Source organism: Dickeya sp. ws52, assembly GCF_007210685.1.
Taxonomy (GTDB): domain Bacteria; phylum Pseudomonadota; class Gammaproteobacteria; order Enterobacterales; family Enterobacteriaceae; genus Dickeya; species Dickeya chrysanthemi.
This window is the reverse complement of record NZ_SZVX01000005.1, coordinates 40,925-65,578: the sequence shown is the minus strand read 5'-3', so window position 1 is coordinate 65,578 and position 24,654 is coordinate 40,925. Positions and strand designations below refer to the sequence as shown.

General features: G+C 49.5%; 28 protein-coding genes. 16 read left to right on the top strand and 12 right to left on the bottom strand.

Annotated features, from left to right (window positions below; all coding sequences use genetic code 11):
• Positions 1 to 15: 15 nt before the first annotated feature.
• From fliD to fliT, 3 genes are all read left to right on the top strand, one after another.
• Positions 16 to 1,437: a flagellar filament capping protein FliD gene (gene fliD, locus FDP13_RS06240; RefSeq protein WP_143839034.1), complete on the top strand. Its 1,422-nt coding sequence runs from the start codon at positions 16 to 18 to the stop codon at positions 1,435 to 1,437.
• Between the two features lie 93 nt (positions 1,438 to 1,530).
• Positions 1,531 to 1,941 (top strand): flagellar export chaperone FliS, encoded by a 411-nt coding sequence (gene fliS, locus FDP13_RS06235; protein WP_033576325.1) that lies wholly within the window; start codon positions 1,531 to 1,533, stop codon positions 1,939 to 1,941.
• On the top strand, positions 1,941 to 2,303 hold the full coding sequence (fliT, locus tag FDP13_RS06230) for a flagellar protein FliT (RefSeq protein WP_012769304.1): 363 nt from the start codon (positions 1,941 to 1,943) through the stop codon (positions 2,301 to 2,303). Before fliS ends, fliT begins: the two co-directional genes overlap by 1 nt.
• A 179-nt stretch (positions 2,304 to 2,482) precedes the next feature.
• On the opposite strand, the gene fliE is transcribed toward fliT, so the two are convergent.
• A complete protein-coding gene (gene fliE, locus FDP13_RS06225; RefSeq protein WP_012769303.1) occupies positions 2,483 to 2,797 on the bottom strand; it encodes a flagellar hook-basal body complex protein FliE in 315 nt (104 codons plus the stop codon).
• Between the two features lie 331 nt (positions 2,798 to 3,128).
• Between fliE and fliF the strand changes: the two genes are divergently transcribed.
• The 13 genes from fliF (at position 3,129) to fliR (ending at position 14,053) form a co-directional block, all read left to right on the top strand.
• On the top strand, positions 3,129 to 4,835 hold the full coding sequence (fliF, locus tag FDP13_RS06220) for a flagellar basal-body MS-ring/collar protein FliF (protein ID WP_143839033.1): 1,707 nt from the start codon (positions 3,129 to 3,131) through the stop codon (positions 4,833 to 4,835).
• Positions 4,832 to 5,824, top strand: a complete 993-nt coding sequence (gene fliG, locus FDP13_RS06215) for a flagellar motor switch protein FliG (RefSeq protein ID WP_012769301.1) — start codon at positions 4,832 to 4,834, stop codon at positions 5,822 to 5,824. Before fliF ends, fliG begins: the two co-directional genes overlap by 4 nt.
• Positions 5,808 to 6,563 (top strand): flagellar assembly protein FliH, encoded by a 756-nt coding sequence (fliH, locus tag FDP13_RS06210; RefSeq protein ID WP_012769300.1) that lies wholly within the window; start codon positions 5,808 to 5,810, stop codon positions 6,561 to 6,563. Before fliG ends, fliH begins: the two co-directional genes overlap by 17 nt.
• Positions 6,563 to 7,933, top strand: coding sequence for a flagellar protein export ATPase FliI (fliI, locus tag FDP13_RS06205; protein WP_012769299.1), 1,371 nt, complete (start codon positions 6,563 to 6,565; stop codon positions 7,931 to 7,933). Before fliH ends, fliI begins: the two co-directional genes overlap by 1 nt.
• 8 nt (positions 7,934 to 7,941) lie before the next feature.
• Positions 7,942 to 8,382 carry a flagellar export protein FliJ gene (fliJ, locus tag FDP13_RS06200; protein ID WP_012769298.1) on the top strand — a complete coding sequence of 147 codons (441 nt, stop codon included), beginning with the start codon at positions 7,942 to 7,944 and terminating at the stop codon, positions 8,380 to 8,382.
• A 2-nt stretch (positions 8,383 to 8,384) separates the two neighbouring features.
• A complete protein-coding gene (locus tag FDP13_RS06195; RefSeq protein WP_143839032.1) occupies positions 8,385 to 9,716 on the top strand; it encodes a flagellar hook-length control protein FliK in 1,332 nt (443 codons plus the stop codon).
• A 133-nt stretch (positions 9,717 to 9,849) separates the two neighbouring features.
• Positions 9,850 to 10,338, top strand: coding sequence for a flagellar basal body-associated protein FliL (fliL, locus tag FDP13_RS06190; protein ID WP_012769296.1), 489 nt, complete (start codon positions 9,850 to 9,852; stop codon positions 10,336 to 10,338).
• 5 nt (positions 10,339 to 10,343) lie between these two features.
• On the top strand, positions 10,344 to 11,360 hold the full coding sequence (fliM, locus tag FDP13_RS06185) for a flagellar motor switch protein FliM (RefSeq protein WP_012769295.1): 1,017 nt from the start codon (positions 10,344 to 10,346) through the stop codon (positions 11,358 to 11,360).
• Positions 11,353 to 11,769 carry a flagellar motor switch protein FliN gene (gene fliN / locus FDP13_RS06180; RefSeq protein WP_012769294.1) on the top strand — a complete coding sequence of 139 codons (417 nt, stop codon included), beginning with the start codon at positions 11,353 to 11,355 and terminating at the stop codon, positions 11,767 to 11,769. The genes fliM and fliN overlap by 8 nt, the downstream gene beginning before the upstream one ends.
• Complete coding sequence (gene fliO / locus FDP13_RS06175; protein ID WP_012769293.1) at positions 11,769 to 12,185, top strand: flagellar biosynthetic protein FliO; 417 nt, start codon at positions 11,769 to 11,771, stop codon at positions 12,183 to 12,185. The genes fliN and fliO overlap by 1 nt, the downstream gene beginning before the upstream one ends.
• The gene (gene fliP, locus FDP13_RS06170; RefSeq protein ID WP_012769292.1) at positions 12,182 to 12,958 is read left to right on the top strand and encodes a flagellar type III secretion system pore protein FliP; all 777 of its coding nucleotides are present in this window, start codon (positions 12,182 to 12,184) and stop codon (positions 12,956 to 12,958) included. The genes fliO and fliP overlap by 4 nt, the downstream gene beginning before the upstream one ends.
• Before the next feature lie 40 nt (positions 12,959 to 12,998).
• The gene (fliQ, locus tag FDP13_RS06165; RefSeq protein ID WP_012769291.1) at positions 12,999 to 13,268 is read left to right on the top strand and encodes a flagellar biosynthesis protein FliQ; all 270 of its coding nucleotides are present in this window, start codon (positions 12,999 to 13,001) and stop codon (positions 13,266 to 13,268) included.
• 2 nt (positions 13,269 to 13,270) lie between these two features.
• Complete coding sequence (gene fliR, locus FDP13_RS06160; RefSeq protein WP_012769290.1) at positions 13,271 to 14,053, top strand: flagellar biosynthetic protein FliR; 783 nt, start codon at positions 13,271 to 13,273, stop codon at positions 14,051 to 14,053.
• 131 nt (positions 14,054 to 14,184) lie between these two features.
• Here the strand turns inward: fliR and flgL are convergent, their stop codons facing one another.
• From flgL to flgB, 11 genes are all read right to left on the bottom strand, one after another.
• Positions 14,185 to 15,114: a flagellar hook-associated protein FlgL gene (gene flgL / locus FDP13_RS06155; protein WP_033576283.1), complete on the bottom strand. Its 930-nt coding sequence runs from the start codon at positions 15,112 to 15,114 to the stop codon at positions 14,185 to 14,187.
• 32 nt (positions 15,115 to 15,146) lie between these two features.
• Positions 15,147 to 17,069 carry a flagellar hook-associated protein FlgK gene (flgK, locus tag FDP13_RS06150; protein WP_012769288.1) on the bottom strand — a complete coding sequence of 641 codons (1,923 nt, stop codon included), beginning with the start codon at positions 17,067 to 17,069 and terminating at the stop codon, positions 15,147 to 15,149.
• A gap of 126 nt (positions 17,070 to 17,195) precedes the next feature.
• Positions 17,196 to 18,149 (bottom strand): flagellar assembly peptidoglycan hydrolase FlgJ, encoded by a 954-nt coding sequence (gene flgJ, locus FDP13_RS06145; RefSeq protein WP_143839031.1) that lies wholly within the window; start codon positions 18,147 to 18,149, stop codon positions 17,196 to 17,198.
• The gene (locus tag FDP13_RS06140) at positions 18,149 to 19,258 is read right to left on the bottom strand and encodes a flagellar basal body P-ring protein FlgI (RefSeq protein ID WP_012769286.1); all 1,110 of its coding nucleotides are present in this window, start codon (positions 19,256 to 19,258) and stop codon (positions 18,149 to 18,151) included. Before FDP13_RS06140 ends, flgJ begins: the two co-directional genes overlap by 1 nt.
• 16 nt (positions 19,259 to 19,274) lie before the next feature.
• Entirely contained in the window at positions 19,275 to 19,991 is a 717-nt protein-coding gene (locus FDP13_RS06135; RefSeq protein ID WP_033576328.1) for a flagellar basal body L-ring protein FlgH, read from the bottom strand.
• A gap of 133 nt (positions 19,992 to 20,124) precedes the next feature.
• Positions 20,125 to 20,907 carry a flagellar basal-body rod protein FlgG gene (gene flgG, locus FDP13_RS06130; protein WP_012769284.1) on the bottom strand — a complete coding sequence of 261 codons (783 nt, stop codon included), beginning with the start codon at positions 20,905 to 20,907 and terminating at the stop codon, positions 20,125 to 20,127.
• Between the two features lie 26 nt (positions 20,908 to 20,933).
• On the bottom strand, positions 20,934 to 21,689 hold the full coding sequence (locus tag FDP13_RS06125; RefSeq protein WP_012769283.1) for a flagellar basal body rod protein FlgF: 756 nt from the start codon (positions 21,687 to 21,689) through the stop codon (positions 20,934 to 20,936).
• A gap of 21 nt (positions 21,690 to 21,710) precedes the next feature.
• Positions 21,711 to 22,928, bottom strand: coding sequence for a flagellar hook protein FlgE (gene flgE / locus FDP13_RS06120; RefSeq protein WP_012769282.1), 1,218 nt, complete (start codon positions 22,926 to 22,928; stop codon positions 21,711 to 21,713).
• A gap of 66 nt (positions 22,929 to 22,994) precedes the next feature.
• Positions 22,995 to 23,666: a flagellar hook assembly protein FlgD gene (gene flgD, locus FDP13_RS06115; RefSeq protein ID WP_012769281.1), complete on the bottom strand. Its 672-nt coding sequence runs from the start codon at positions 23,664 to 23,666 to the stop codon at positions 22,995 to 22,997.
• Positions 23,667 to 23,678: 12 nt separating this feature from the next.
• On the bottom strand, positions 23,679 to 24,083 hold the full coding sequence (flgC, locus tag FDP13_RS06110) for a flagellar basal body rod protein FlgC (protein WP_143839030.1): 405 nt from the start codon (positions 24,081 to 24,083) through the stop codon (positions 23,679 to 23,681).
• Between the two features lie 33 nt (positions 24,084 to 24,116).
• On the bottom strand, positions 24,117 to 24,536 hold the full coding sequence (gene flgB, locus FDP13_RS06105; RefSeq protein WP_012769279.1) for a flagellar basal body rod protein FlgB: 420 nt from the start codon (positions 24,534 to 24,536) through the stop codon (positions 24,117 to 24,119).
• Positions 24,537 to 24,654 lie beyond the last annotated feature (118 nt).

Here is a 24,654-nt window from a genome sequence, read left to right as displayed (position 1 = left end):
CGGAAGGGTATCTCTATGGCGACTTCAGTTAGCTCTAACTCGGATATTATCTCATCAATCGGTTTGAACCTGGGGTCGACAATCAAGGGTCAATCGCTTGACTTAAGTAACCTTGTCACTAAATTGCAATCTGTCGAAGAACAACGATTAACACCTTATACCAACAAACAAACTTCGCTAAGCGCACAGGCAACGGCCTACAGCACCATCGAAACAGCGATGAAAGGCCTGCAGAGCGCTACCACTACGCTGCAGAACATGAAAAACATCACGTCGACTGCAGTCACAAGCACCAATACCGCATTCAGTGCTACCACGGATAACACTGCAGTGGTGGGTTCCTACAGTGTTTTCGTCAATAATCTCGCGCAAGCCCAGTCACAAATATCCGGTGCCTTTAGCAGCGCATCGACCGCACTGGTAGCAGGCGGCACCTCCAGCACCAGCAGCACGATCACGATCTCACAGCCCAGCCGGTCTACCCCACTGACGATTACGCTGACTGATGACAAAACATCATTAAATGATATCCGCGACGCTATCAACAATGCCGGAGGTAGCGTTAGTGCCAGTATTATTAATAACGGCACCAGCAATTATTTGATGTTAACGTCGAAAGACACCGGCACGCAATCGGCGATGACCATTTCAGTCAGCGGTTCACTTTCCAGTTCGCTGAGCAGCGGTAGCTTTAGCGAGCAAGTTGCGGCTAAAGATGCTTCATTTACGCTTAACGGCATGCAGATAACCAGTCAGAGCAATACCGTTACTACGGCTATCAGTGGTGTAACACTGAACCTTAAATCGGCCTCCGCTGTAGGTTCAACTGCGGAAAACCTGACGATTACATCCGATATCACCAGCACCAAAAAAGCCGTTCAGGATTGGGTCACTGCCTACAACAACGTGTTGGATGTGATCAAAACCCAGACCGATGCCAGCAGCAAGGGCGCACTGAACGGTGACGGGACGGTTCGTGCTATCCAACAGCAGCTACAAAGTTTGATGACGAATGTTCAGAGCGGTAGCGGTTCGCTGCGCATCATGGCCGATATGGGCATTACCCAAGATCCTATCAATAATGGCAAACTGACTATTGATAATACCAAACTGGAAAGTACGCTGAAAGTCAGCGCCAGTAGCGTAACTACATTCTTCACCGGTAACGGAACCACCACAGGATTCGCTACCCAGGTGGGAAATTACCTGTCCAGAACAGTAGACTCGTCGGATGGTTTGATCAAATCGGCTAAGGCTGGTATTGAGACCAGCCAGAAAAGTTTAGAAAAACAGATCACCAGCATCCAAGACAGTATTGATGCGACGATGAAACGTTATAAAGCACAGTTTACTCAACTCAACAAGTTGCTATCCCAAATGACAACGACCAGTAATTACCTGACAAAACAGTTTGATAGTAACAATCAATCCAACTAATTAGTACAGCGCGAAGTGCCGTACCAACGGCACTTCACTCACGATGGGCATTGCTGTCTTTTTTATTGTTAATCGGTTATTCAACATATGGTCATGTATAGAAAGAATGCCAGTCAGGCTTACGCACAGGTGGGTGTGGAAAGCGCAGTAATGAGCGCCAGTCCACACCAACTGATTGTTCTGTTGTTTGACGGCACCAAGAGCGCACTTATCCGGGCACGGATTCTCATCGAGCAAAATGACATCGCCGGCAAAGGGAACGCCTTATCTAAAGCCATTGACCTTATCAGCAACGGCTTAAAGCTCGGATTGGACATGGAAAACGGTGGTGAGTTGGCTGAAAATCTTGCCGATCTTTACGACTACATGGTGCGTCGATTATTACATGCCAATATTAATAACGATTTGCAGGCAATTATGGAAGTGGAAGCTCTCCTTGAAAATATTGCGGACGCTTGGAAACAAATTGGGCCTGGTTATCAACCAACGACGGAAGCGCGCTAATGGACAACCTCTCTCCATTACTAACTGAGTATCAGGGGTTACTCACACTCATCCGTAATATCAAAACCATGGCCATCAATGGATTATGGGATGATGTTGTTGAACAGGAAATTATTTATATTCAGTCAATAGAGAGAATCAGTCAGGCTAACGCTCCGGCTAATATTCCTAGTACGGTGCAATTACAGTTTCGGCAACTTCTTCAGGATATACTGGATACGGAAGCACAGGTGAAAGAGCTGTTACAAAACAGAATGCAGGAGCTGGCAGTCTTAATCCAGCAGTCTCAAAACCAAAAATCCGTCAACAATGCGTACGCCGAGTTTTCCAACGATATACTCACTGGAAAACCACAGCCCTGATTAACCGCTCATGGGCCCCAACCTCTCAGGACGGGCCCATCAATATTACCCTAATACTAACACTCACTTTCTTCAAAAAAATCAGGGTGAATAACCATAGTCATTCACCCTGACTCTGAAAAACCAAGTAATTACCAGATAAAAATCATATAGATAATCACACCGTGCTCTGCTTGCGATTATACTGTCATATTCATGACTTCCTGATAAGCAGACACCAGTTTATTGCGCACCTGAACGCCCATCTGCAAAGCAATGGATGCTTTCTGGTTATCAACCATGACATCATTCAGGGCCACGCCTGGTTTTCCCAACGTAAATGCTTCAGCCTGTGTCTGAGCCTGTACCCGTGTTTCGTTGATTTTCTCAAGTGCGGCTTTCAGCTCACTGGCAAAGCCAGACTGAGATGCTACATTAGAATCCAGCCCGCCGGCTGCTTTAGTTGCAGTAACCTGCATTTGTTGCAATACCGCATCAATACCCTGAATAGACATGCCCGCTTCCTCAACTAAAGATTGAGAACTGAAAAAATAAAATGAAATCATGAGGATATACATAATGAACAAACACAAACCGCTGTCAGCGCTGTTTATTCCACATACATCTCTCTACAGGGTAAATACGCTACCATATCCACAAGGTAGTAAATCGTATAAATGACATTAAAAATGCCAGCTTATCGACCCATCAAATTTTGCGTAACGGAAAATAATGACATGCCGGTAAGTGTCGGTGATGAGTTTTTATGATTGCGCAATCAGGGAGTTCTGTTTTGTTACGTTACAACGTTATCCATATCGTTCAGCAACCAGGCAGAGATAGAGTATGAACGCCTTAACATCCGGCGCCGCAACCGGTGGGAAAAGCTTTGGCGAGATACTCGACCGTTTGCGTGCCAACCCTAGAATCCCTTTGTTGATTGCCGCCGCCGCCACGATAGCTATCGTCGTCGCACTGTCCTTGTGGGCGCGCGGCCCTGATTATCGCGTTCTTTATACTAATCTGAATGAACGCGATGGCGGCAGCATTGTTTCTGAACTGGGTAAAATGAATATTCCTTACCGCTTTACGGAAAGCGGTGCGGCTATCATGATCCCGGCGGATAAAGTTTATGAAACCCGACTGAAACTGGCGCAACAAGGATTGCCGAAAGGTGGTGCGGTCGGTTTCGAACTGCTCGATCAGGAAAAATTCGGCATCAGCCAGTTTAGCGAGCAGATTAATTACCAGCGTGCATTGGAAGGCGAATTGGCGAGAACCATGGAAACTCTGGGGCCGATCCAGAATGCACGTGTTCATCTGGCTATTCCCAAGCCATCGCTGTTTGTTCGTGAACAAAAATCTCCTTCAGCAGCAGTCACCGTAACCCTACAACCAGGACGCGCGTTGGATGACAGCCAGATCAACGCTATTACGTATCTGGTTTCCAGCAGCGTGGCCGGTCTTCCTGCCGATAAAGTCACTGTTGTTGATCAGACCGGAAAGCTGCTGACACAGAATGATGGTTCAGGGCGTGATCTGAATGCGGCACAGCTGAAATATGCTAACGAAATCGAAGGCAATTACCAGCGCAGGATTGAAGCTATTCTGGCGCCGGTAGTCGGCGCAGGAAACGTACATGCGCAAGTCACCGCGCAAATCGATTTTGCTAATCGTGAACAGACTGACGAGCAATACCAGCCTAATCAGTCGCCGAATCAGTCGGCAGTAAGATCTCAACAATCCAGCCAGAGCGATCAACGCGGCGGTTCTAACGTAGGTGGAGTACCAGGCGCATTGTCTAATACGCCCTCGCCCGCTCCTACGGCACCGATTTCTACTCCACCGGCAAATAATGCCAATAACACCAACAATACTAACAATACCAATACGGCGGGAACGAATACTCAGACCTCAGGCAATAACGCCGCTAATCAGACTTACAATAGCCGTCATGATCAGACGATCAACTATGAAGTTGACCGCACAATCCGTCATACCAAACAAAGCACCGGAAACATCCAGCGTCTGTCCGTCGCTGTCGTGGTTAACTACACACAGGGCGAAGATGGTAAACCGGCGGCACTCAGCGATGAGCAGTTGAAAAAAATCGAAGCGCTGGTGCGTGAATCAATGGGGTTCTCCACCGAACGCGGCGACTCTCTGAATGTGGTTAATACACCATTCACGATAACGGATACCAGTGGTGGTGAACTGCCCTTCTGGCAGAAACAAGTCTTCTTCGATTTGCTGACCGCAGCAGGCCGCTGGCTGTTGGTACTGATTGTCGGCTGGATTCTGTATCGCAAATTGGTGCGTCCGCAGTTGCAAAGACGCGTTCAGATACAAGAGGCTGCCGCCGCCGCTGCTGCGCTACGCGGGCAGGATCCGGATGTTTCCGTCACGATCAGTTCAATGGAAGAGGAACTGCAGAAAAAATCCGAACAACGGGCCCATACAGAAATGCACAGTCAGCGTATTCGTGAGCTGGCCGAAAACGACCCTCGCGTTGTCGCACTGGTAATCCGCCATTGGATGAGTAACGAACTATGAGTCTGACAGGTACAGAAAAAAGCGCCGTCTTATTGATGACTATCGGCGAAGACCGTGCGGCAGAAGTGTTTACGCACCTTTCAACGCGTGAGGTTCAGCATCTCAGTACTGCAATGGCCAATATGAAACAGGTCTCCCAGTCAGAATTGCTGGAAGTGCTGCGTGAATTTGATCTTGAAGCCGAGCAGTATGCAGCTCTGGGCGTGAATGCGGGTGAATATCTCCGTTCTGTACTGGTTAAAGCATTAGGTGAAGAGCGCGCCTCCAGCCTGCTGGAAGACATTCTTGAAAGTAAGGAAACGTCTTCCGGTATGGAAACGCTTAACTTCATGGAGCCACAAAGTGCAGCTGATCTTATCCGCGACGAACATCCGCAGATTATCGCGACCATTCTTGTACACTTGAAGCGTGCGCAAGCAGCCGATATTCTGGCTCATTTCGATGAACGTATGCGTAATGACGTAATGCTGCGTATCGCTACTTTCGGTGGTGTGCAACCATCAGCATTGGCGGAATTGACTGAAGTGCTTAACGGCCTGTTGGATGGTCAGAACCTCAAACGCAGCAAGATGGGTGGTGTTCGTACTGCGGCGGAAATCATTAACCTGATGAAAACGCAGCACGAGGAAGCGGTTATCGATGCAGTTCGCGAATTCGATGGCGAACTGGCACAAAAAATTATCGACGAAATGTTCCTGTTCGAGAATCTGGTGGAAGTGGACGACCGCAGTATCCAGCGTCTGCTGCAAGAAGTGGAATCCGAGTCTCTGTTGATCGCCCTGAAGGGTGCCGAGCAGCCGCTGCGCGAGAAGTTCCTGCGCAATATGTCGCAGCGTGCGGCGGAAATTCTGCGCGACGACTTGGCTACCCGCGGCCCGGTACGTATGTCTCAGGTAGAAAACGAACAGAAAGCCATTTTGCTCATCGTACGTCGACTGGCAGACAGCGGCGAAATGATTATCGGTGGTGGCGATGACGCGTTTGTCTAATTCTTCCAGTGATCTTGACTGGCAGCCGTGGAAACTGGATGACCTTTCTGCACCGACTAAACCGGTAACGAAAGGCGTAGCCCCGTCGACGTCGGTTTCTTCTACTACCCTGTCGCCAATGCCGCAGGAAGACGATAACGGTTTCTTCGCCATGTCGGATTTTCAGCCGCCGCAGGACGATCTGGCGACATTGCGGGAACAAGTGCTGCAGCAGGCGCGGGAAACCGGGTTTGCTGAAGGCAAACAGCAAGGCTACGCGGCGGGTTATCAGGATGGACTCCAGGCCGGTACACAGCAAGGTCTCCAGAATGCGGTTCAACAGCAGCAACCCGTTATTGCCCAAATGCAACAGATGGTCAATGAGTTCCAGCAAACACTAGACGCACTCGACAGCGTCATTGTTTCACGACTCATGCAACTCGCCTTAACGGCGGCCAGGCAGGTCATCGGTCAGTCACCGGTCTGTGATGGTACGGCGCTGATGGGGCAGATACAGCAACTCATCCAACAAGAGCCTATGTTCAGCGGCAAACCACAGTTGCGCGTTCACCCATCGGATCTGGAGATGGTGGAGCAACACTTGGGCCCCACTCTCAGCCTTCACGGTTGGCGGCTGCTGGCGGATAATCAGTTGCACCCTGGCGGATGCAAAGTTAGCGCCGAAGAAGGTGATCTGGACGCCAGCATCGCTACGCGCTGGCATGAACTTTGTCGACTGGCCGCGCCGGGAGAACTCTGATGACAGTGCGTCTCTCCCGTTGGCTTTCTTCTATCGATACATTTGAAAAACGTATTACCAATACGCCTGCGATACGTCGTTATGGCCGACTGACGCGGGCAACGGGATTGGTGCTTGAAGCAACAGGTCTGCATATGCCATTAGGCTCAACGTGCCTGATTGAACGGCAGACAGGTAATCAGATTGACGAGGTCGAAAGCGAAGTTGTCGGGTTTAATGGCCAGAAATTGTTTCTGATGCCACTTGAAGAAGTGGAAGGAATTATCCCTGGCGCACGTGTTTATGAACGTGTTGGTCTTTCCGGCAGCAGTCAAGGCAAGCAGCTACCACTAGGCCCGGCATTGTTAGGGCGCGTATTAGATGGCAGTGCAAAACCGCTGGATGGGCTGCCGGCACCGGAGACCGGCTATAGAGCGTCTTTGGCGACAGCGCCGTTTAACCCTCTCCAGCGTACGCCGATTGAGCATGTGCTGGATGTCGGCGTACGTGCCATTAATGCGTTGTTGACCGTTGGCCGCGGCCAGCGTATGGGCCTTTTCGCCGGTTCCGGCGTAGGTAAAAGTGTGCTGCTCGGCATGATGGCGCGCTATACTCAAGCTGATGTCATCGTTGTCGGTCTGATCGGTGAGCGTGGTCGCGAAGTAAAAGATTTCATTGAAAATATTCTCGGCACCGAGGGGCTTGCCCGCTCAGTGGTTATTGCTGCTCCAGCGGATGTCTCTCCCTTGCTGCGTATGCAAGGTGCCGCTTATGCTACACGCATCGCAGAAGATTTTCGCGACCGTGGACATCATGTCTTGTTGATTATGGACTCGCTAACGCGCTACGCGATGGCACAGCGTGAAATAGCACTGGCAATTGGCGAACCACCGGCGACCAAAGGTTATCCACCGTCCGTTTTCGCCAAACTGCCGGCATTAGTAGAACGCGCAGGCAATGGCATTTCAGGCGGCGGCTCAATCACAGCATTTTATACGGTGTTGACCGAAGGCGACGACCAACAAGATCCGATAGCAGACTCTGCCCGAGCCATTCTGGACGGACATATCGTGTTGTCGCGTCAGCTAGCCGAATCCGGGCATTATCCGGCTATCGATATTGAAGCATCGATTAGCCGTGCCATGACGGCGTTGATTGATGAAAATCATTATTCTGCGGTAAGGCAGTTTAAACAATCACTGTCCAGTTACCAGCGCAATCGCGACCTGATTAATGTTGGCGCCTATGCAGCCGGTAGCGACCCAATGCTTGATCGAGCCATACAGCTGTATCCGCATATGCAGCACTTTTTGCAGCAGGGAATGTTTGAGCGAAGCTCATTTGACGAAGCCTGTCAGGCGCTGAATAACATTTTCCCGTATAATCGATAGGAGGGTGAATGAGCACTCAATCAACCTTCGGTATGCTGCGCGATTTGGCCCAAAAAGAGGTCGATGCCGCAACAACGCATTTAGGACAGGTACAAAAGGCTTATTTGCAGGCTGAACAGCAACTCAATATGTTGTTAGGTTATCATGACGATTATCGCCAACGACTTAATGAGTCTATGACTGAAGGTATGGCCAACACCTCGTGGCAAAATTATCAACAATTTATTTTGACTCTGGAAAAAGCGATTGAGCAGCATCAGCATCAGTTATTAAATTGGTCTTCTCGTCTGAACCAGGCGATGAAAGCCTGGCAAGAAAAACAGCAGCGACTCAACGCATTCAGTACGCTGCAGCAGCGTGAACAGACCAAAATGCTGGCGCACGAAAATCGTCTGGAACAAAAGCGGATGGATGAATTTGCCCAACGCGCATCAATGAGGAAAACATAACTATGAACTTGCCAGCAATGACAATCACGACGACTGATGCAAGCACCACCGCGCCTCAGGGAAACTCCTTACTTGCGCTGATAGGCAAAGATCAACTGCCTGAAAACTTTTTGCAATTGCTTACCCAGAAACTGTCGACAACACATGCATCCAAGAAGACGGTGCTTAGCTCTCAAGAGAGCGCCGAGTTTAAGGATGCGCTGGCAAAAAATGGTATTGATGCAAACAGTGATGAATTAAACACTATCTTAAGTGCTCTGACTAAAGGGACGCTGACATTGGCTGACCTGCAATCAGGCAATTCCCTTGAATCGCTGCTGGTGAAAGCGCAGCAAAAAGACAGTGTAAAAGACGAGAAAACATCCAATAATGATGCGTTGGCTATGCAGGCACTGTTTGCCATGATTCCAATGCAAACCACAGGTCAGGCAAAACTATCCGTTGGAGATACAGGGACTCAGACTGTATCTGATGCGTTGAGTACACTGTCAAATGATAAAAGCAGCAATAGCGTTTTAGCTTCGCTCCTGAACGCAAGCAAAACCGGTGACTCATCAGCACAAGGCAATTTTGCGCTGAGTTCCACCTCAACCGCAAATAACGCGGTTATGTCATCGCCACTGAATGCGGTGAATGCATCAGCGGCAGTTAAAAATGCCGGGCTGGCGCCTTCCGAACATGGTCACGACCAGTTCCAAGATAATCCATTACTGGCCTCCCGCAAGGAAGATAGCGCCAGTAATCCAATTGTGGCATCCGCACCGGCTGACGCAAACGCTAATTCATCATTGCAGACACTGTCATCGCTGTTTTCCAGTAATGCGACGCCAACTCAGCCGGCGGCTCAGCACGTGACCAGTCAAATCAGCGCACCGCTAGGCACACAGCAATGGAATGATGCATTAGGGCAACAGGTAGTGATGTTTAGCCGTAATGGACAACAAACCGCCGAGCTTAAGCTCCACCCGGAAGAGCTTGGCGCTCTGCATATTATGTTGAAAATCGAAGATAATCAGGCGCAAATTCACCTGGTTTCCGGCAATAGCCAAGTGCGTTCCACACTGGAGTCAGCGCTGCCCCACCTGCGCAACGCCATGGCGGAAAATGGCATTAATTTGGGACAAAGCAGCGTAGGATCAGACGCCAGCAGTTGGCAGCAGTCACAACAGCAGGTAGCAACCAATGCCAACAGCAATGGCGGTGGTAATACCTCATCTTATCAACAGCAGTTTGGTCAATCTGAACGCTCGGGTGCCGAAGCTGAAACACTGGCAGTTCCTGCACCGCTGCAGTCGATGGCCTCGGGACTTAATGGCGTCGATATCTTTGCCTAATGAAGAAGTTAACGCTTTTTTTATTGTTTATTCATTGTATTGAAGCGATGAATAGGCGGGATAATCATGATATCACGCATTTATCTCATGGCCGACCTTGCCATTAGATACTGATAAATAACAGGATATATCATTGGCTACGTCTAATAAGAAAGCCCAGTCAGGCGATAAGAAGCGCTCGCTCTGGCTGATACTCTTGATTGTTATCGCCCTGGCAGCCACGGCTGCTGCAGGTGCTGGCTGGTGGTTCTTGAATCATAAAAAAACTGAAATGGTGTCCAGCGAGCCGCCTCCGCCGCCTGCGCCGGTATTTATGCCTTTGGATACGTTTACCGTTAATCTGTTATCTCCGGATAACAACCCGGATCGGGTACTGTATGTAGGGATTACTCTACGACTGCCGGATGAAGCAACCCGTGCACGCCTGACCAATTATCTGCCAGAAATTCGCAGTCGTTTGATTATGCTGTTTTCTCGTCAGAGCTCGTCATTTCTGGCAACGGAACAAGGCAAACAAAAGCTGGTTGAAGATATCAAGCAGGTATTAAGCCCACCGCTGGTTCCCGGACAACCTAACCAGGTAGTCAGCGATGTCCTGTTCACTGCTTTCATTTTGCGGTAATCACTATGGGTGACAGCATTCTATCACAGGCAGAGATTGATGCTCTGCTAAACGGTGACAGTGGCGATAGTAGCGCTGATGCCAACAACGCCGCTTCGCAGAAAGACGGGGGTGTTAAGCCCTATGATCCCAATACACAGCGACGCGTCATTCGTGAACGTTTGCAGGCGCTGGAGATCATCAACGAGCGTTTTGCGCGTCAGTTCCGTATGGGGCTGTTTAACCTGCTCCGTCGTAGCCCGGATATCACCGTTGGTGCTATCAAGATTCAGCCATATCATGAGTTTGCACGTAACTTACCGGTTCCAACCAATCTCAACCTGATACACTTGAAGCCACTGCGCGGCACCGCCTTGTTCGTGTTTTCACCTAGCCTGGTTTTTATTGCCGTCGATAACCTGTTCGGCGGCGACGGCCGTTTCCCTACCAAAGTTGAAGGCCGCGAATTTACGCATACCGAACAACGAGTTGTACGTCGAATGCTGAAACTGGCGCTTGATGCCTACAGCGATGCCTGGAACGCCATTTATAAACTGGATGTTGAATATGTGCGTTCCGAAATGCAGGTAAAATTCACCAACATCACGACATCACCAAACGATATTGTAGTAACAACCCCTTTCCATCTCGAAATTGGGACGCTGACCGGTGAGTTCAGCATTTGTATTCCTTTTTCGATGATTGAACCTTTACGCGAATTGCTGGCCAACCCTCCGCTTGAAAACTCACAGCAGGAAGACCAGCATTGGCGTGAAACACTGGCCAAGCAGGTTCAGCATTCAGAACTGGAGCTGGTTGCCAATTTCGTTGATATTCCGGTTCGACTGTCAAAGGTTTTGAAACTCAAACCCGGAGATATTTTGCCGATTGATAAACCTGAACGCCTGGTGGCTCATGTGGACGGCGTTCCCGTATTGACCTGTCAATATGGTACGCTAGATGGTCAGTATGCCTTGCGTGTTGAACACTTGATTAACCCCATTTTAAATTCGCTGAATGACGAGGAACCGCTCAATGAGTGACATCAAGAAACCGTCCGAAGAAACGGATTCCGTGGACGATCTGTGGGCTGATGCATTTAACGAGCAGCAGTCGGCAGAAAAAAGTGCCTCGAGCAGCACGGAAGGTATTTTTAAGAACTTTGATGTGCAAGACACCCAGGGCTCAATGCAGGATATCGATCTCATTTTAGATATCCCGGTAAAACTGACGGTAGAACTAGGTCGGACCAAAATGACGATCAAAGAGTTGCTGCGTTTATCGCAAGGCTCTGTGGTCGCATTAGATGGCCTGGCCGGTGAACCGTTGGATATCATGATTAACGGATATCTGATTGCTCAGGGCGAAGTCGTGGTCGTTTCTGACAAATATGGTGTGCGTATTACTGATATTATTACGCCGTCAGAACGTATGCGCAGGCTAGGCCGCTAATGGCTGGAGCCGTACAACAAACCACTTCTACAATTCAGCAGCCGCCAATGGCTGCTGAATCCGTTATTTCTGGTAGTACGCTCCTGTCACAAGTAGGTACTGCCTTGTGTGGTGTTTTGTTACTGATACTGTTGGTAGCCTGGCTATTGCGAAAACTGGGTTTTGCCCCACAGACTAAACACAATAATGCCATGAAAATGGTGTCAAGTTATCCGGTTGGACAACGCGAACGTATTGTCATCGTTGAAGTTGATGATACCTGGCTTGTGTTAGGCGTAACGGCACAGCAAATTACTCATTTGCACACCCTGCCCGCACGTCCCGTCAATGATGTTTTATCGCCAGAAAAAATTGCGCCGGCTGATTTTCTTCAGTTTCTCAAGAAAGCGACCAAGCGTCCGGAAAAAACCGAATGAGTACCCCTCTGCAGCTAACTTCTTTTTCTGTATGGTTTCGCCTGCTTCGTTATCCCGCAGCCTCAATACTGTTATTGATAGCACCTCACGCGCTGGCTCAATTACCCGGCATTATTAGCCAACCTCTGGCCAACGGTGGGCAAAGCTGGTCATTACCTATTCAGACACTGGTTTTCATCACCGCGCTGAGCTTTATCCCAGCGGTATTACTGATGATGACCTGTTTTACTCGTATCATCATCGTTCTGAGCTTGCTGCGTAACGCGCTGGGAACGCCCACGGCGCCCCCCAACCAGGTATTGCTGGGGCTAAGTCTATTTCTGACTTTTTTTGTTATGTCTCCTGTACTGAATCGTATTTACGATGAGGCCTATCGCCCGTTCAGTGAGGATAAAATCAGTATGGAAGTCGCTATCGATAAAGGGTCGCAGCCATTGCGTGAATTTATGTTGCGGCAAACCCGGGAAGCAGATTTAGCCTTGTTTACTCGTCTGGCGCAGATTCCTTCATTGCAAGGTCCGGAAGCCGTTCCGATGCGAGTGCTGGTGCCGGCTTATGTCACCAGTGAACTGAAAACCGCATTCCAGATCGGTTTTACGATTTTTATTCCTTTTCTGCTGATTGACTTGGTCGTAGCCAGCGTGCTGATGGCATTGGGTATGATGATGGTTCCTCCGGCAACTATTGCATTACCATTCAAGCTGATGCTTTTCGTACTGGTTGACGGATGGCAGTTGTTGCTGGGGTCACTGGCCCAAAGTTTCTATACTTAGTTGATGCGGATACTGTTTATCACATCAGAGGAATGTCTTTATGACTCCTGAATCCGTCATGGCTTTAGGCTATGAAGCAATGAAAATAGCACTCATGTTGGCAGGCCCTCCTCTTATCGCCGCATTGGTAAGTGGTTTGATTATTAGCCTGCTTCAGGCAGCCACACAAATCAACGAAATGACTTTATCATTCATCCCTAAAGTTCTAACGGTATTTTTCACGCTGGTCGTCGCCGGCCCGTGGATGCTCAGTGTCATTCTGGACTATATGCGTACAATGTTTAGCCAATTCCCTAATATGATTGGATAGATATGGTCACCCTCAGCAGCATCGATATGATCGGTTGGTTCAACCAATTCTTTTGGCCGCTGGTCAGAATCCTGGCGTTGATTAGCACTGCTCCTATTTTTAGCGAACGGGCTATTACACGCCGGGTAAAACTCGGGCTCGGGGTATTAATTACCATCGCCATCATGCCAGCCATTCCCCATACCTCAATCCCTATTTTCTCTGCGGCAGGTATCTGGATGCTGTTTCAGCAAGTCGTGATCGGGGTCATGCTGGGGTTTACCATGCAATTAGCGTTTACCGCGATTCGGCTGGCCGGCGAGATTATTGGTCTTCAGATGGGGCTTTCATTCGCCACGTTTTTTGACCCTAGCGGTGGTCCTAACATGCCGGTGATCGCTCGATTCATGAATTTACTGGCACTATTACTTTTCCTGACCATGAATGGGCACTTATGGCTGATATCACTACTCGCTGATAGTTTCCACACTATTCCCATCGGTGCCGGGCCCGTCAGCGGTAATGTATTCATGAGTCTGGCCGAAGCAGGAGGACGGATATTTTCTAATGGTCTGATGCTTGCTCTGCCGCTTATCACCTTATTATTAACAATTAACATGGCACTGGGGTTATTAAGCCGACTAGCGCCACAACTAACCATCTTCGCTATCGGTTTTCCTATCACCCTTTTCACCGGCATTATCACCGTCGGCTTTCTGATATTCCTTATCTCACCCTACGCCGAAAAATTATTCGGCGAAACTTACGATCTGCTGGCTGATTTACTGAACCATCTCGCCGGGTAATCATTCCACTCACTGATTCCGCTATCAAAATGTACAGTAAAAAAAAGCATGTCATCTTATAAAGGATGACATGCCAAAAAGAATACGCCCGGTTTAAGCGTATCCAAATACTGGATCGCTATTCCGTTTTATTATTTATTAAGTTGGAACAGCGAGAGGCCCTGCATATCGCTAAATGCCTTGTATGAAGCCTGCAGAGACTGTTGTTGCATCATGTAAGCCGAAATGGTCGCAACCAGATCGATATCAACCAGGTCACTCAACGTCTCTTTGTTTGCCATAGTGCGATCAGTGCCGATACTATCCAGCGTGTCGATCTCTTGCAGTTGAACACCCAACGTTGCTTGAGCAGAAGACACATTAGTCAATGCGCTCCTGATACTTTGGATGGCGCCGTTGAGTGATGCAGTATTAGCGCTTTTCACTGCGTCGGTAGCACCCTCCAGCGGGGTTTCAAGCGCGCTGATAGCGCTATCCAGCGCGCTGAAAATATCGGCAGTACCACTTGCATTATTGAATACATCCGAACCAATATGCCCGACGGTCATAATCCGATTAGCATCTACCTGCTGGGAAATCGCCTGGGTACCACCTACATAGCTGACGGTGCCGGAAGCATTGGTAGTAAATGGTTGGATATTAGTCTTGTAACCACCAAAAATGTAATTGCCGTTACCATCAGTACTGTTTGCCAAATTAAGCAATTGAGATTTCAGGCCACGCAATGATGTTGCAATCATCTGGCGAGAATTATCGTTTTTGGTACCGTCGGCACTGATAAGGGTCGTACTGCCAGTGGTCAATGCAGTCACTACGTTAGTCAGCACGGACAACTCACCATTCATACCATTCTTAGCGAAGGTTCTGGCCAGCGTATATTGCTCATTCTGATTCTGCGCCTGATTAACCATAACCGCTTTGGATGCAGCAATCGGATCATCAGAAGGGGTAAGCACCCGGGTGTTACTGGCTAATTGCTGGCCCGTTTTACTAAAAGTGGATAAGCCATCTGTGACGCCTTGCATACCCTGCTGAAAAATAATACTGGTACTCAGTCGCATAACTTGTTCCTTACTGTTTTGCCGTCACAAAATTAACCGCGAATCGCCAACAGGGCATCAAAGATAGTCGAAGCAGTCTGGATTACCTTGGCATTTGCCATGTAATACTGCTGAAAACGCACCAAATTACCGTACTCTTCATCCAGATTGACGCCGGACACAGACTGCTGTTCGGTAGTCAACTGCTTCACGACATTCTTCTGGGATGTATCGGTAACCTTAGCCGTACTGGTTTTATTGCCGATATCGCCCACCAAACTGGCATACGCCTGGCTAACGCTAGATTTGTTTTCGACGACTTTAGCCGTTTGCAGATTCAACAACGCCTTAGCGTTAGTGTTATCACTTACACCGCCACCTGCAGATGTCAAGGGAGCGCCAGCCGCTGCAATCTTGGATGAGTCCGTTACTTTCACCGACATATCTACGATAACATCGCGAACGCCCTTGACCATAAACAGGTCTTTAGCTGCCGGCGTTCCTGTAATATCGAGTTTCATCCCATCAAAAATCAGGCTGGCCGGCGTCGAACCACTGGCTGCGGTATACGTCGCAGAGGAAGACAGGTTAGCGCCATCCGACAAACGGGTGATAGACCAGTCACTCGCTGACGGACCAACAAATTTGACGTTGTAATCACTCGCCTTGATGTAGTTGCTATCATTTCGCGTCAGCGAAGCGGCAGATGTAGACCCTGTAGGTGCGGTCTGCGAAATTGACGTTTTTCCTGGTGATACTTTGAAGCTAAAAGTATCGCCTGAAGCGGCCGAACCAGAGATATCGATAGTGAAACCATCAAAGGTCAAGGCAGAGCCGGAGAGGGTTGAACTTGCCGAGGTACCGTCCGAGCGGGTAACGCTCCAGGATGTCCCGTTGTACTGCAGCGAGTACGTGTCGTTCAAATATGCAGAAGTCAATTCGGCAGCAGAAGTATTATTGGCGCTTTTCAATGTGACAGAAGAACCAACACCAAAGAAGTCTCCTCCCTGCACATTGTTTAAGTCGAACCCGAGTTTATGCTGCTGATTGAAAGCATCGGCAAATGACAGCGCCATCTGCCCTAACTGGTTACGAGCGCTATCCAGCGTACTGGTGCGGAAATTTAATAAACCGCCAAGAGAGCCGCCTGTGATCGCGCTCTCCTTCACTTCGCTTAAGCCAGCAATCGTATCATTATAAGAAACGGTTGTGCGGGTAGGATCAGTGCTGGATGGCGTAGCGGCAAGTGTGTTGAAATTTTTTCCCTGTACCAGCGTCAGGCCATTCTTCAGCGAGATGTTGTAAACGTCGCCGTCCTGAACCGCAACATCGATACCGACCAACTTGTTCAAGTCATTGACCAGATTATCGCGCTGATCCAGCAGATCATTGGGCGAAGCACCATTATTAGCGCCTTTCAGACGGACGATTTGATCGTTGATATCGGCAATCTGCTTGGCGTAGGTGTTGATTTGCGAAACGGTGACGGAAATCTCGCCGTTAATATTAGTATCCATATCACGCAGATACTGATCGGTAATCTTGAACTGGTTAACCAAAGCGCTAGCCTTGCCGAGTACGGTTTGGCGTACTGACGAATCGCTAGAGTTACTGGTCAGGTTCTGTAAATTTTTGAAGAAATCCTGAATGTTGGTAGACAAGCTGGATGAGCTGCTCGACAACAGGTTATCGATCTTGGAAATCTGCTCGTAATAGGCAGCAGTAGAACTGCTGGTTGTCTGCGCCGAACGTAATTGTTTGGAAACAAAGTCGTTATAATCACGATTGATACTGACAACGGTAACACCATTACCAATATAACCGGCGGAAACATTGGTGCCGTTGTTCTGTGCCAACAGTGCATTTTGACGGCTATACCCTGCAACAGCCTGATTACTGATATTGTTACTGACAGTGCTCAGCGCTGCTTGTGCAGCACTCAAACCACTCATTCCGGTATTAATCAAATTGGACATGCTGGGTTCCTTTACTCTTACTCATGCGCAGACAGGGCACAATTCTATTGCCGGGCACAAAAAGATATCGTCGTTATAAATTAACTTGTATGACTATCGGCAGGCGGGCTGAAAACTTGAGAAAAATTAGAAAATCCCGCTCAGATCATGTGTATAAGCCTGAACGGCTTTTTCACCTGAATTTTTCATCTGCTGAATCATACTGACCAGTTTCTTCGCATAAGCTGGGTCCGTCGCATATCCAGCTTGCTGTAATGCTACTGCCGCTTGTTCTGCTGTTGCTGCTGAGGATACGGCGGCATAGCGGGGATTCTGCGTTAGCAATTTAGCGTAATCGTTCAGCGCTTCCAGATAGGAGCCATATACCCGGAAAGCCGCAGTCACTTTTTTGGCCACACCTTGCTCATACTCTGTCGTGGTAATTTCTGTTACCGGACCATCCCAGCTACTGCCGGCTTTAATACCAAAAATATTATGGCTGCGCCGGCCATCAGAGGTCGGGATCTCATGCTGCCCCCAACCCGACTCCAGGGCGGCTTGCGCCATAATCAGATGATGAGGAATACCACTTTGCTGGCTAACCAACATAGCCGGTGTAGACAAGCGGGAGATAAAGTCGGAGCTACTCATCGGCAACGGTGATGATTTTTCTGGTAGCTTAGGCATTGCCTTACGCACCATCTGTTCCATTACCAACGAAGGCATTTCTCGAGCTAATTGGCTATCGGGCTTGAACGGTGTTGGCGACGCGGCTTGTTCAGTTCCGGCAATCCCCTGCCCCATCATCTGTTTTTCAATCAAGGAAGCCAGACCGACTCCCTTGCCCGACGACATCTGCTGCGCAAGCTGTTGGTCATACATTGATGTAAGCATACGTGTTTGATCACTACTGAAAATGCCATCTTTTGGCAGCGTATCACGCATACTTTTCATCATCATTTGTACGAAGACGCCTTCCAGCTGTTTAGCAACAGCACGAATCCCTTCCCGGCCCTGGGGATGATTCGACACATCGCGCTTCAGTGAGTTAAGCGACTGTGTTTCATAAGCCGGGTTGTTAAACGCCTTCATCTCTCTCATTAGATAATTTCCAGCTTCGCTCGCAAGCAACCAGCACTTTCCATCGCCTGAAGAATCGACATCAAATCCATCGGCGTGGCCCCAAGTGAGTTCAACGCTCTGACTACGCTGTTGAGGTTGGCGCTTGAATTTACACGCTGCAATGCGCCTCCTTCCTGGCGCATAGAAATTTCCGTTTGCGGCGTGACCACGGTTTGTCCACCCGCCAACGGTGTATTCGGTTGGCTAACCACGTTCTGCTGATTAATCGTAACGGACAGGTTACCTTGTGCAACAGCGCAGTTTTCCAACTGGACATTACGGTTCATCACGACAGAACCTGTGCGCGAGTTAATGATGACTTTGGCATCCAAAGTGCCGACATTGACTTCAATATTCTGCATATCCGCCAGAAACCGGACCTGAGAACTGTTACCCGCCGGCACAACAACCCGGATGGTCCGGGAATCCAGCGGCGCGGCAGAACCACCGCGACCGAAACGGTTAATCGCATCGCTAATGCTTTGCGCCATCGTGAAATCGTCTTGATTCAGTTGCAGCATAATCGTATTGCCGGTCCCAAAAGTATTCGGTAGCTCACGCTCAACAATCGCACCGCCGCTAATACGACCACCCGAGACTTGGTTAACCTGCACGCTGCTGCCGCCGGCAGAGGCACCCGCCCCGCCAATCAGGACGTTTCCCTGTGCGATAGCATAGATCTGATTATCCACGCCTTTCAGCGGCGTCATCAACAAGGTACCGCCCCTCAGGCTTTTAGCGTTCCCCATAGAGGACACAACCACATCGACCGCCTGTCCGGAACGGGCGAATGGCGGCAATTTAGCCGTCACCATAACCGCGGCTACGTTTTTCAACTGCATATTGGTGCCGGCGGGAACGGTAATCCCCAATTGGGACAGCATGTTATTCAAACTTTGAGTGGTGAACGGGGTCTGCGTGGTCTGGTCGCCCGTACCATCCAGTCCTACAACCAGACCATAGCCAATAAGCGCGTTATCACGCACGCCCTGAATAGTCACCAGATCGCGGATACGCTCGGCTGATGCCGGCGGAACCGCCATAACCAGCAGAGCAAGAAAAACGGTAAAAACTGAAGTGATCCGCATTATGTGCCTCATCAATTTAGAACGGCGAAACATTAAGGAAGAAGCGCTGCAGCCAACCCATGGTCTGTGCTTCGTTAATGTAGCCATTACCCACATATTCCATACGCGCGTCCGCCACTTGCGTTGACGGCACGGTATTGCTGCCGCTGATAGTTCTTGGGTTTACCACCCCAGAGAAGCGAATAAACTCAGTTCCCTGATTCACTGCAATTTGTTTTTCACCCACAACGTGCAAATTACCGTTTGTCAGCACTTGGTCCACCGTAACCGTAATTGTACCGGTGAACGTGTTGTTCGCATTAGCGCCGCCTTTTCCGGTAAAATCATCTTTTCCGGTAGCATTAAATGCTGCCCGGTTGTTACCTAATGGGCCTTCCAACAAGCGCGGCGTTGCGGTCATCCCAAATGAGCCGGACGCATCACGGCTGGCATTTGCCGATGAATTCTTGCTGGCACTGACGTTTTCCTGCAGCACGATAGTCAGCGTATCCCCTACGTTCCTTGGACGACGATCCTCAAACATCGGCTGATATCCGTAGTTCATCGCTTGCCCGGTCTGGAAAATGGAACCGTTGGGAATGGCCTGTAAAGGCGGGGCTGGTTGGGCTGTCGTTGCTCCCGTCACCACCTTGTCATGAGGTACATAGGCGCAACCGGACAGTGTTAACATCATCACGTATGCCAGCAACCGGAGCCGACATGGCTGCAATGCTGCAACCGACTTCGTATTCATCATCACTACGGATATCGCCTTACTTTCAGTAACCTATCTACACATTGAATCAAGGTGGCGACTTCACCTATTTGCATAAAAACCGCAAATCAGTAAAACGCCACCCTCGCTTAACAAGCGCGCCCAGAAGAGATTACAACTGGGTCAGTTTTTGCAGCATCTGGTCCGTAGACGAGATAGCCTTACTGTTGATTTCATACGCACGCTGAGTCTGAATCATCGAGACCAGCTCTTCAGCAACGTTCACGTTCGACGTTTCAACGAATTTCTGATAAATCAGCCCGGCGCCATTCAGACCTGGCGTACTTTGGGTAGGTGCACCAGAACTGGCCGTCTCCGCGTACAGGTTTTCCCCGAGATTCTCAAGCCCAGCTTCGTTGATAAACATCGCCAGGTTAAGTTGACCGATCTGAACCGGCGCAGCCTGACCTTGCTGAGTAACGGTCACCACCCCGTCACGCCCTACCGTCAGATTACTGGAGTTCGCAGGGATAGTGATAACCGGCTGTACCTGAAAACCGCTTGATGTTACCAACTGACCGTTAGAATCCTGCTGGAAAGAACCATCGCGGGTATAAGCGGTCGTACCATCAGGCATCAATACCTGGAAGAAACCCGCACCTTTTATCGCCAAATCTTTGACGTTACCGGTTTCGGAAAAAGAGCCTTGCGTATGAATGCGCTCGGTTGCCACCGGGCGTACCCCTGTCCCCAATTGCAAACCTGACGGCAACGTCGTCTGTTCTGATGATTGTGCTCCCGGCTGACGCACGGTTTGATACATCAGATCTTCAAATACAGCACGCTGACGTTTAAAACCATTGGTACTGACGTTCGCCAGGTTGTTGGATATCACATCCATATTGGTTTGCTGGGCATTCAAACCGGTTTTGGCAATCCATAAAGAACGGATCATCGAGTCACTCCTGTGCGCAAAGGCACTTAATTCATTGCAAGTATCTGATTAGCGCGCTGCGTGTTGTCATCAACGTTGCTAATCACTTTCATCTGCATCTCAAAACGGCGCGAGTTGGAAATCATCTCCACCATCGACTCAACCGTATTGACGTTACTGCCTTCCAACACACCCGGCATTACCCTGACCGTGGCATCATTCTGCAATACCGCACCACGTTGCTGCTGCGCCGCAGGGGAAACACGGAAAAAACCGTCGTCACCACGAGTGACTTCGTTCGCCGTAGCCTTGACCAGTTTTAAACGCCCAATTTGGGTAACAGTATTTGCTGCATCACTGGGATTTAACGCATTAATAGTACCATCAGGACCGATGGTGAGCTGTGTCTGAGGCGGAACCTCTATCGGGCCGCCATCGCCCATCACCAGTCGCCCCTGAACGGCCAACTGCCCGTTGGAATTGATTTCCATATTACCGTTACGGGTATAAGCCTCACTACCATCCGCTGCTCGAACAGCCAGCCAGCCATCCTGAGAAAGCGCAACGTCCATCGAGCGACCGGTGTAATCCATTGAACCAGGGGTGGTATCCACCCCCGGCGTCGACGAAATAACCAGCGTGCGCGTCTCATTAGTGACGCCCTGGATTGGCACAGCACGCATCGCAGCCAGTTGTGCGCGGAAGCCCGGCGTAGAGGCGTTAGCCATGTTATGCGACGTAACGGCCTGTTGTTCCAGCGTCTGACTTGCCGCGCCCATCGCTGTATAGATAGCGTGATCCATGCAATATCCTCGTTATGATAATTAACGCAGGTTAACCAAGGTATTAAGGATCTGATCCTGTGTTTTGATGGTCTGAGCGTTCGACTGATAGTTACGCTGAGCAACGATCATGTTGACCAGTTCCTTACTCATATCGACGTTGGAACTTTCCGTTGCCTTGCCCACCAGATTCCCGAAGTTACCAGTACCCGCTGACCCCACCACCGCCTGACCAGAGTTGTTGGTTGCGGCCCACACGTTATCGCCTTGCGGAGAAAGCCCTTCCGGGTTAGCAAAGTTAGCCAGCACAATCTGTCCCAGAAGCTGGGTTCTCTTGTTGGAATAGGAACCAATAACGCTGCCGTCGTTGCTGATGCTGTAGCCCGTCAATTCACCAGGTTCATAGCCATCTTGAGTCGGTGTCTTGGTGCTGTTTGAACCGCTGTTCTGTTGTACAGAACCGGTGAACGCCAGGGTAAATGTGCTTGCAGCAGAACCGTTCAGAGACGCCATGCTGAGAGTCACTGGCGTAACGGCAGTTGCAGGCGGTGTAGGGACCAATGCGCCACTGGTATCAAACGTCAATCTGGTCGGCCCCTGGAAGCCTGCACCAGTAATACTGGTGTCCTGTGCATAGACATCCCAGTTATTGGCTGCGGTTTTCACAAAATACAACGCAAAGTTATGTGCGTTACCCAAACTATCGTAGGTCGTGATGGAACCTTTATAGTTGGATGTATTGGTCGGGTCGGTAGCGTTCCAGGTATTTGTGCTGTCCGACGAGTTCAGGTTGGCGATGATCGACGCAATATTGGTCGCCTTGGCCGACATGGTGTTTTCTGGAATGCTCAAACCCACCGGATCCGCACCCGATTGAATCGCTGGTGGCGTCCCAGTAGCTGGGAAGCCAGTCAGTTGCAAGCCCTGCGCATTAACGATATTGCGGCTGCTATCTAACGTGAATTGACCATTACGGCTGTAAACCACACTACCGTTGCCATTCAGCAGACGATAAAAACCGCTACCGTTAATAGCGACATCCAATGCACGAGATGTACTGTTAATTGAACCGTTAGTGAAATCCTGCAATACGGATGCAACACGAGTACCCAAACCGACGTTGGAACCGGCATACATATCAGCAAAAGAGATATTGCTGGCCTTAAAACCAACAGTAGCGGAGTTGGCAATGTTGTTACCAATCACGTCCAGATTGTTAGAGGCAGCGTTTAACCCACTGACCGCCTGAGAAAAGCTCATAGTGCTCTCCTGAATATTGATGAACTGTTATTCACTAAAAAGTGACGCGCGTTATATCCGTAACTGCTACAAAATCTGGCGTACGTTATCCAGCGTGGACTGCCCACTCAGCCCCAGATCCAGCAATGCTCCGCTGCTGTTGGTGACCACACCGTTTACGTACGCATAGTTCAGAGCCTGAACCACCTGCTGAGTGCCGTTCGAGGTAGCGGAAACTGAAATCGTATAGGAGCCATCCGGCGCAGTCGTACCATCGGTGGCTTTCCCATCCCAAGAGAATGCATGTACCCCTGCTCTAAGCGACCCCAGATCCATTGTGTTAACAACTTTGCCGGAACTGTCGGTAATATTGACGGTGACATTCTCAGCAGAATTCTCCAGTTCAACGCCGAACGGTGTCGTCGTTCCTTTACCCACCAGTACGGTTGAACCGGGCACCAGCACGCCATGACCGATTAATGAAGCCGCCTGAACGGATTGATTACTGTTGATTTGAGTAGAGATAGAACCGAGAGTCGTATTCAGCTTCTCGATACCGCTTACCGTATTTAGCTGTGCCAACTGCGAAACCAGTTGGTTGTTATCCATAGGATTGGTCGGATCCTGATTTTTCAACTGCGCAACCAGCAGCGTCAGAAAGCTATTCTGTAGATCAGCACTGCTATTACCGCTGATAGATGAGGATGCCGATGTAGACGATGTGCCTTGGACGTTACTGACAGAAGAAGTGGTAGCCATGAATCCTCCAGATTACTGACCGATAGTTAACGTCTTCAGCATCATCGATTTTGTGGTATTCAATACTTCCACGTTCGCCTGATAGCTTCTGGACGCCGAAATGGTGTTGACCATCTCATTGACAGGATCCACATTTGGCATGCGGACATAGCCTTTGGCATCGGCCAGAGGGTTACCCGGCTGATAGACCAGTTTTTCGGGAGAAGGATCTTCGACGACCTTCGCAACCTTCACTCCCCCCGTCGCCTGCCCTGGAGCGGCATCGACCTCAAAAACTACCTGTTTAGCACGATAGGGCTGACCATCTGGACCAGCGACGCTATCTGCGTTAGCCAAATTACTGGCGCTGACGTTAAGGCGCTGAGACTGAGCTGAAAGCGCCGAACCGGAAATATCAAAAATATTAAGTAACGACATGAGACATCAACCTTATATCCGCCGCCAATCCTGTTATGATGATCCAGACTGAAGTACCGACATCATCCCTTTTATCTGCCCATTGATGAGCGTCAGGCTACCCTGATACTTGAGGCTATTATCCGCAAAGTTGGTGCGTTCGCGATCCATGTCGACAGTATTGCCATCAAGAGCGGGTTGAGTAGGGACGCGGTAGAGCAGATCGAGTGCTGGCGGCTGTGCCGTCTGTGCCGGAATATGGCGTGAAGATGTCAAACTCAACGAGACGGATTGACCGTCGACGCGCCCTTTCTCCATGACCTTGTTCAGTTCGCTGGCAAAATCAATATCACGCGCTTGATACCCTGGAGTATCCGCGTTAGCGATATTTGCAGCCAGAATCTCCTGACGCTGAGCACGGAGATTCAACGCCTCTTGCTGAAACCGTAGCGCAGCATCTAATTTGTCGAGCATGCTCCCTCCGCAATTTAAACTTTAGTCTGCGTAGGATAATTCTCATCCTGCTAAAATCATCGAAAGAATAGGCATAAAATGAAGCGCTATTTATTGCCTTAACTGTAAGCAAGTGCCG

What these genes read in the sequence shown, in the direction of transcription:
- flgE (WP_012769282.1), bottom strand. Translation starts at nt 22,928, where the DNA reads ATGAGCTTTTCTCAGGCGGTCAGTGGGTTAAACGCTGCCTCTAACAAT.
- fliO (WP_012769293.1), top strand. Translation starts at nt 11,769, where the DNA reads ATGGCTGGAGCCGTACAACAAACCACTTCTACAATTCAGCAGCCGCCA.
- fliS (WP_033576325.1), top strand. Translation starts at nt 1,531, where the DNA reads ATGTATAGAAAGAATGCCAGTCAGGCTTACGCACAGGTGGGTGTGGAA.
- FDP13_RS06135 (WP_033576328.1), bottom strand. Translation starts at nt 19,991, where the DNA reads ATGAATACGAAGTCGGTTGCAGCATTGCAGCCATGTCGGCTCCGGTTG.
- fliI (WP_012769299.1), top strand. Translation starts at nt 6,563, where the DNA reads ATGACAGTGCGTCTCTCCCGTTGGCTTTCTTCTATCGATACATTTGAA.
- flgJ (WP_143839031.1), bottom strand. Translation starts at nt 18,149, where the DNA reads ATGAGAGAGATGAAGGCGTTTAACAACCCGGCTTATGAAACACAGTCG.
- fliR (WP_012769290.1), top strand. Translation starts at nt 13,271, where the DNA reads ATGGTCACCCTCAGCAGCATCGATATGATCGGTTGGTTCAACCAATTC.
- fliT (WP_012769304.1), top strand. Translation starts at nt 1,941, where the DNA reads ATGGACAACCTCTCTCCATTACTAACTGAGTATCAGGGGTTACTCACA.
- fliE (WP_012769303.1), bottom strand. Translation starts at nt 2,797, where the DNA reads ATGTCTATTCAGGGTATTGATGCGGTATTGCAACAAATGCAGGTTACT.
- flgL (WP_033576283.1), bottom strand. Translation starts at nt 15,114, where the DNA reads ATGCGACTGAGTACCAGTATTATTTTTCAGCAGGGTATGCAAGGCGTC.
- FDP13_RS06140 (WP_012769286.1), bottom strand. Translation starts at nt 19,258, where the DNA reads ATGCGGATCACTTCAGTTTTTACCGTTTTTCTTGCTCTGCTGGTTATG.
- fliP (WP_012769292.1), top strand. Translation starts at nt 12,182, where the DNA reads ATGAGTACCCCTCTGCAGCTAACTTCTTTTTCTGTATGGTTTCGCCTG.
- fliF (WP_143839033.1), top strand. Translation starts at nt 3,129, where the DNA reads ATGAACGCCTTAACATCCGGCGCCGCAACCGGTGGGAAAAGCTTTGGC.
- fliQ (WP_012769291.1), top strand. Translation starts at nt 12,999, where the DNA reads ATGACTCCTGAATCCGTCATGGCTTTAGGCTATGAAGCAATGAAAATA.
- fliJ (WP_012769298.1), top strand. Translation starts at nt 7,942, where the DNA reads ATGAGCACTCAATCAACCTTCGGTATGCTGCGCGATTTGGCCCAAAAA.
- FDP13_RS06195 (WP_143839032.1), top strand. Translation starts at nt 8,385, where the DNA reads ATGAACTTGCCAGCAATGACAATCACGACGACTGATGCAAGCACCACC.
- fliD (WP_143839034.1), top strand. Translation starts at nt 16, where the DNA reads ATGGCGACTTCAGTTAGCTCTAACTCGGATATTATCTCATCAATCGGT.
- flgC (WP_143839030.1), bottom strand. Translation starts at nt 24,083, where the DNA reads ATGTCGTTACTTAATATTTTTGATATTTCCGGTTCGGCGCTTTCAGCT.
- fliH (WP_012769300.1), top strand. Translation starts at nt 5,808, where the DNA reads ATGACGCGTTTGTCTAATTCTTCCAGTGATCTTGACTGGCAGCCGTGG.
- flgK (WP_012769288.1), bottom strand. Translation starts at nt 17,069, where the DNA reads ATGTCCAATTTGATTAATACCGGAATGAGTGGTTTGAGTGCTGCACAA.
- flgG (WP_012769284.1), bottom strand. Translation starts at nt 20,907, where the DNA reads ATGATCCGTTCTTTATGGATTGCCAAAACCGGTTTGAATGCCCAGCAA.
- fliN (WP_012769294.1), top strand. Translation starts at nt 11,353, where the DNA reads ATGAGTGACATCAAGAAACCGTCCGAAGAAACGGATTCCGTGGACGAT.
- FDP13_RS06125 (WP_012769283.1), bottom strand. Translation starts at nt 21,689, where the DNA reads ATGGATCACGCTATCTATACAGCGATGGGCGCGGCAAGTCAGACGCTG.
- fliG (WP_012769301.1), top strand. Translation starts at nt 4,832, where the DNA reads ATGAGTCTGACAGGTACAGAAAAAAGCGCCGTCTTATTGATGACTATC.
- flgD (WP_012769281.1), bottom strand. Translation starts at nt 23,666, where the DNA reads ATGGCTACCACTTCTTCTGTCAGTAACGTCCAAGGCACATCGTCTACA.
- flgB (WP_012769279.1), bottom strand. Translation starts at nt 24,536, where the DNA reads ATGCTCGACAAATTAGATGCTGCGCTACGGTTTCAGCAAGAGGCGTTG.
- fliM (WP_012769295.1), top strand. Translation starts at nt 10,344, where the DNA reads ATGGGTGACAGCATTCTATCACAGGCAGAGATTGATGCTCTGCTAAAC.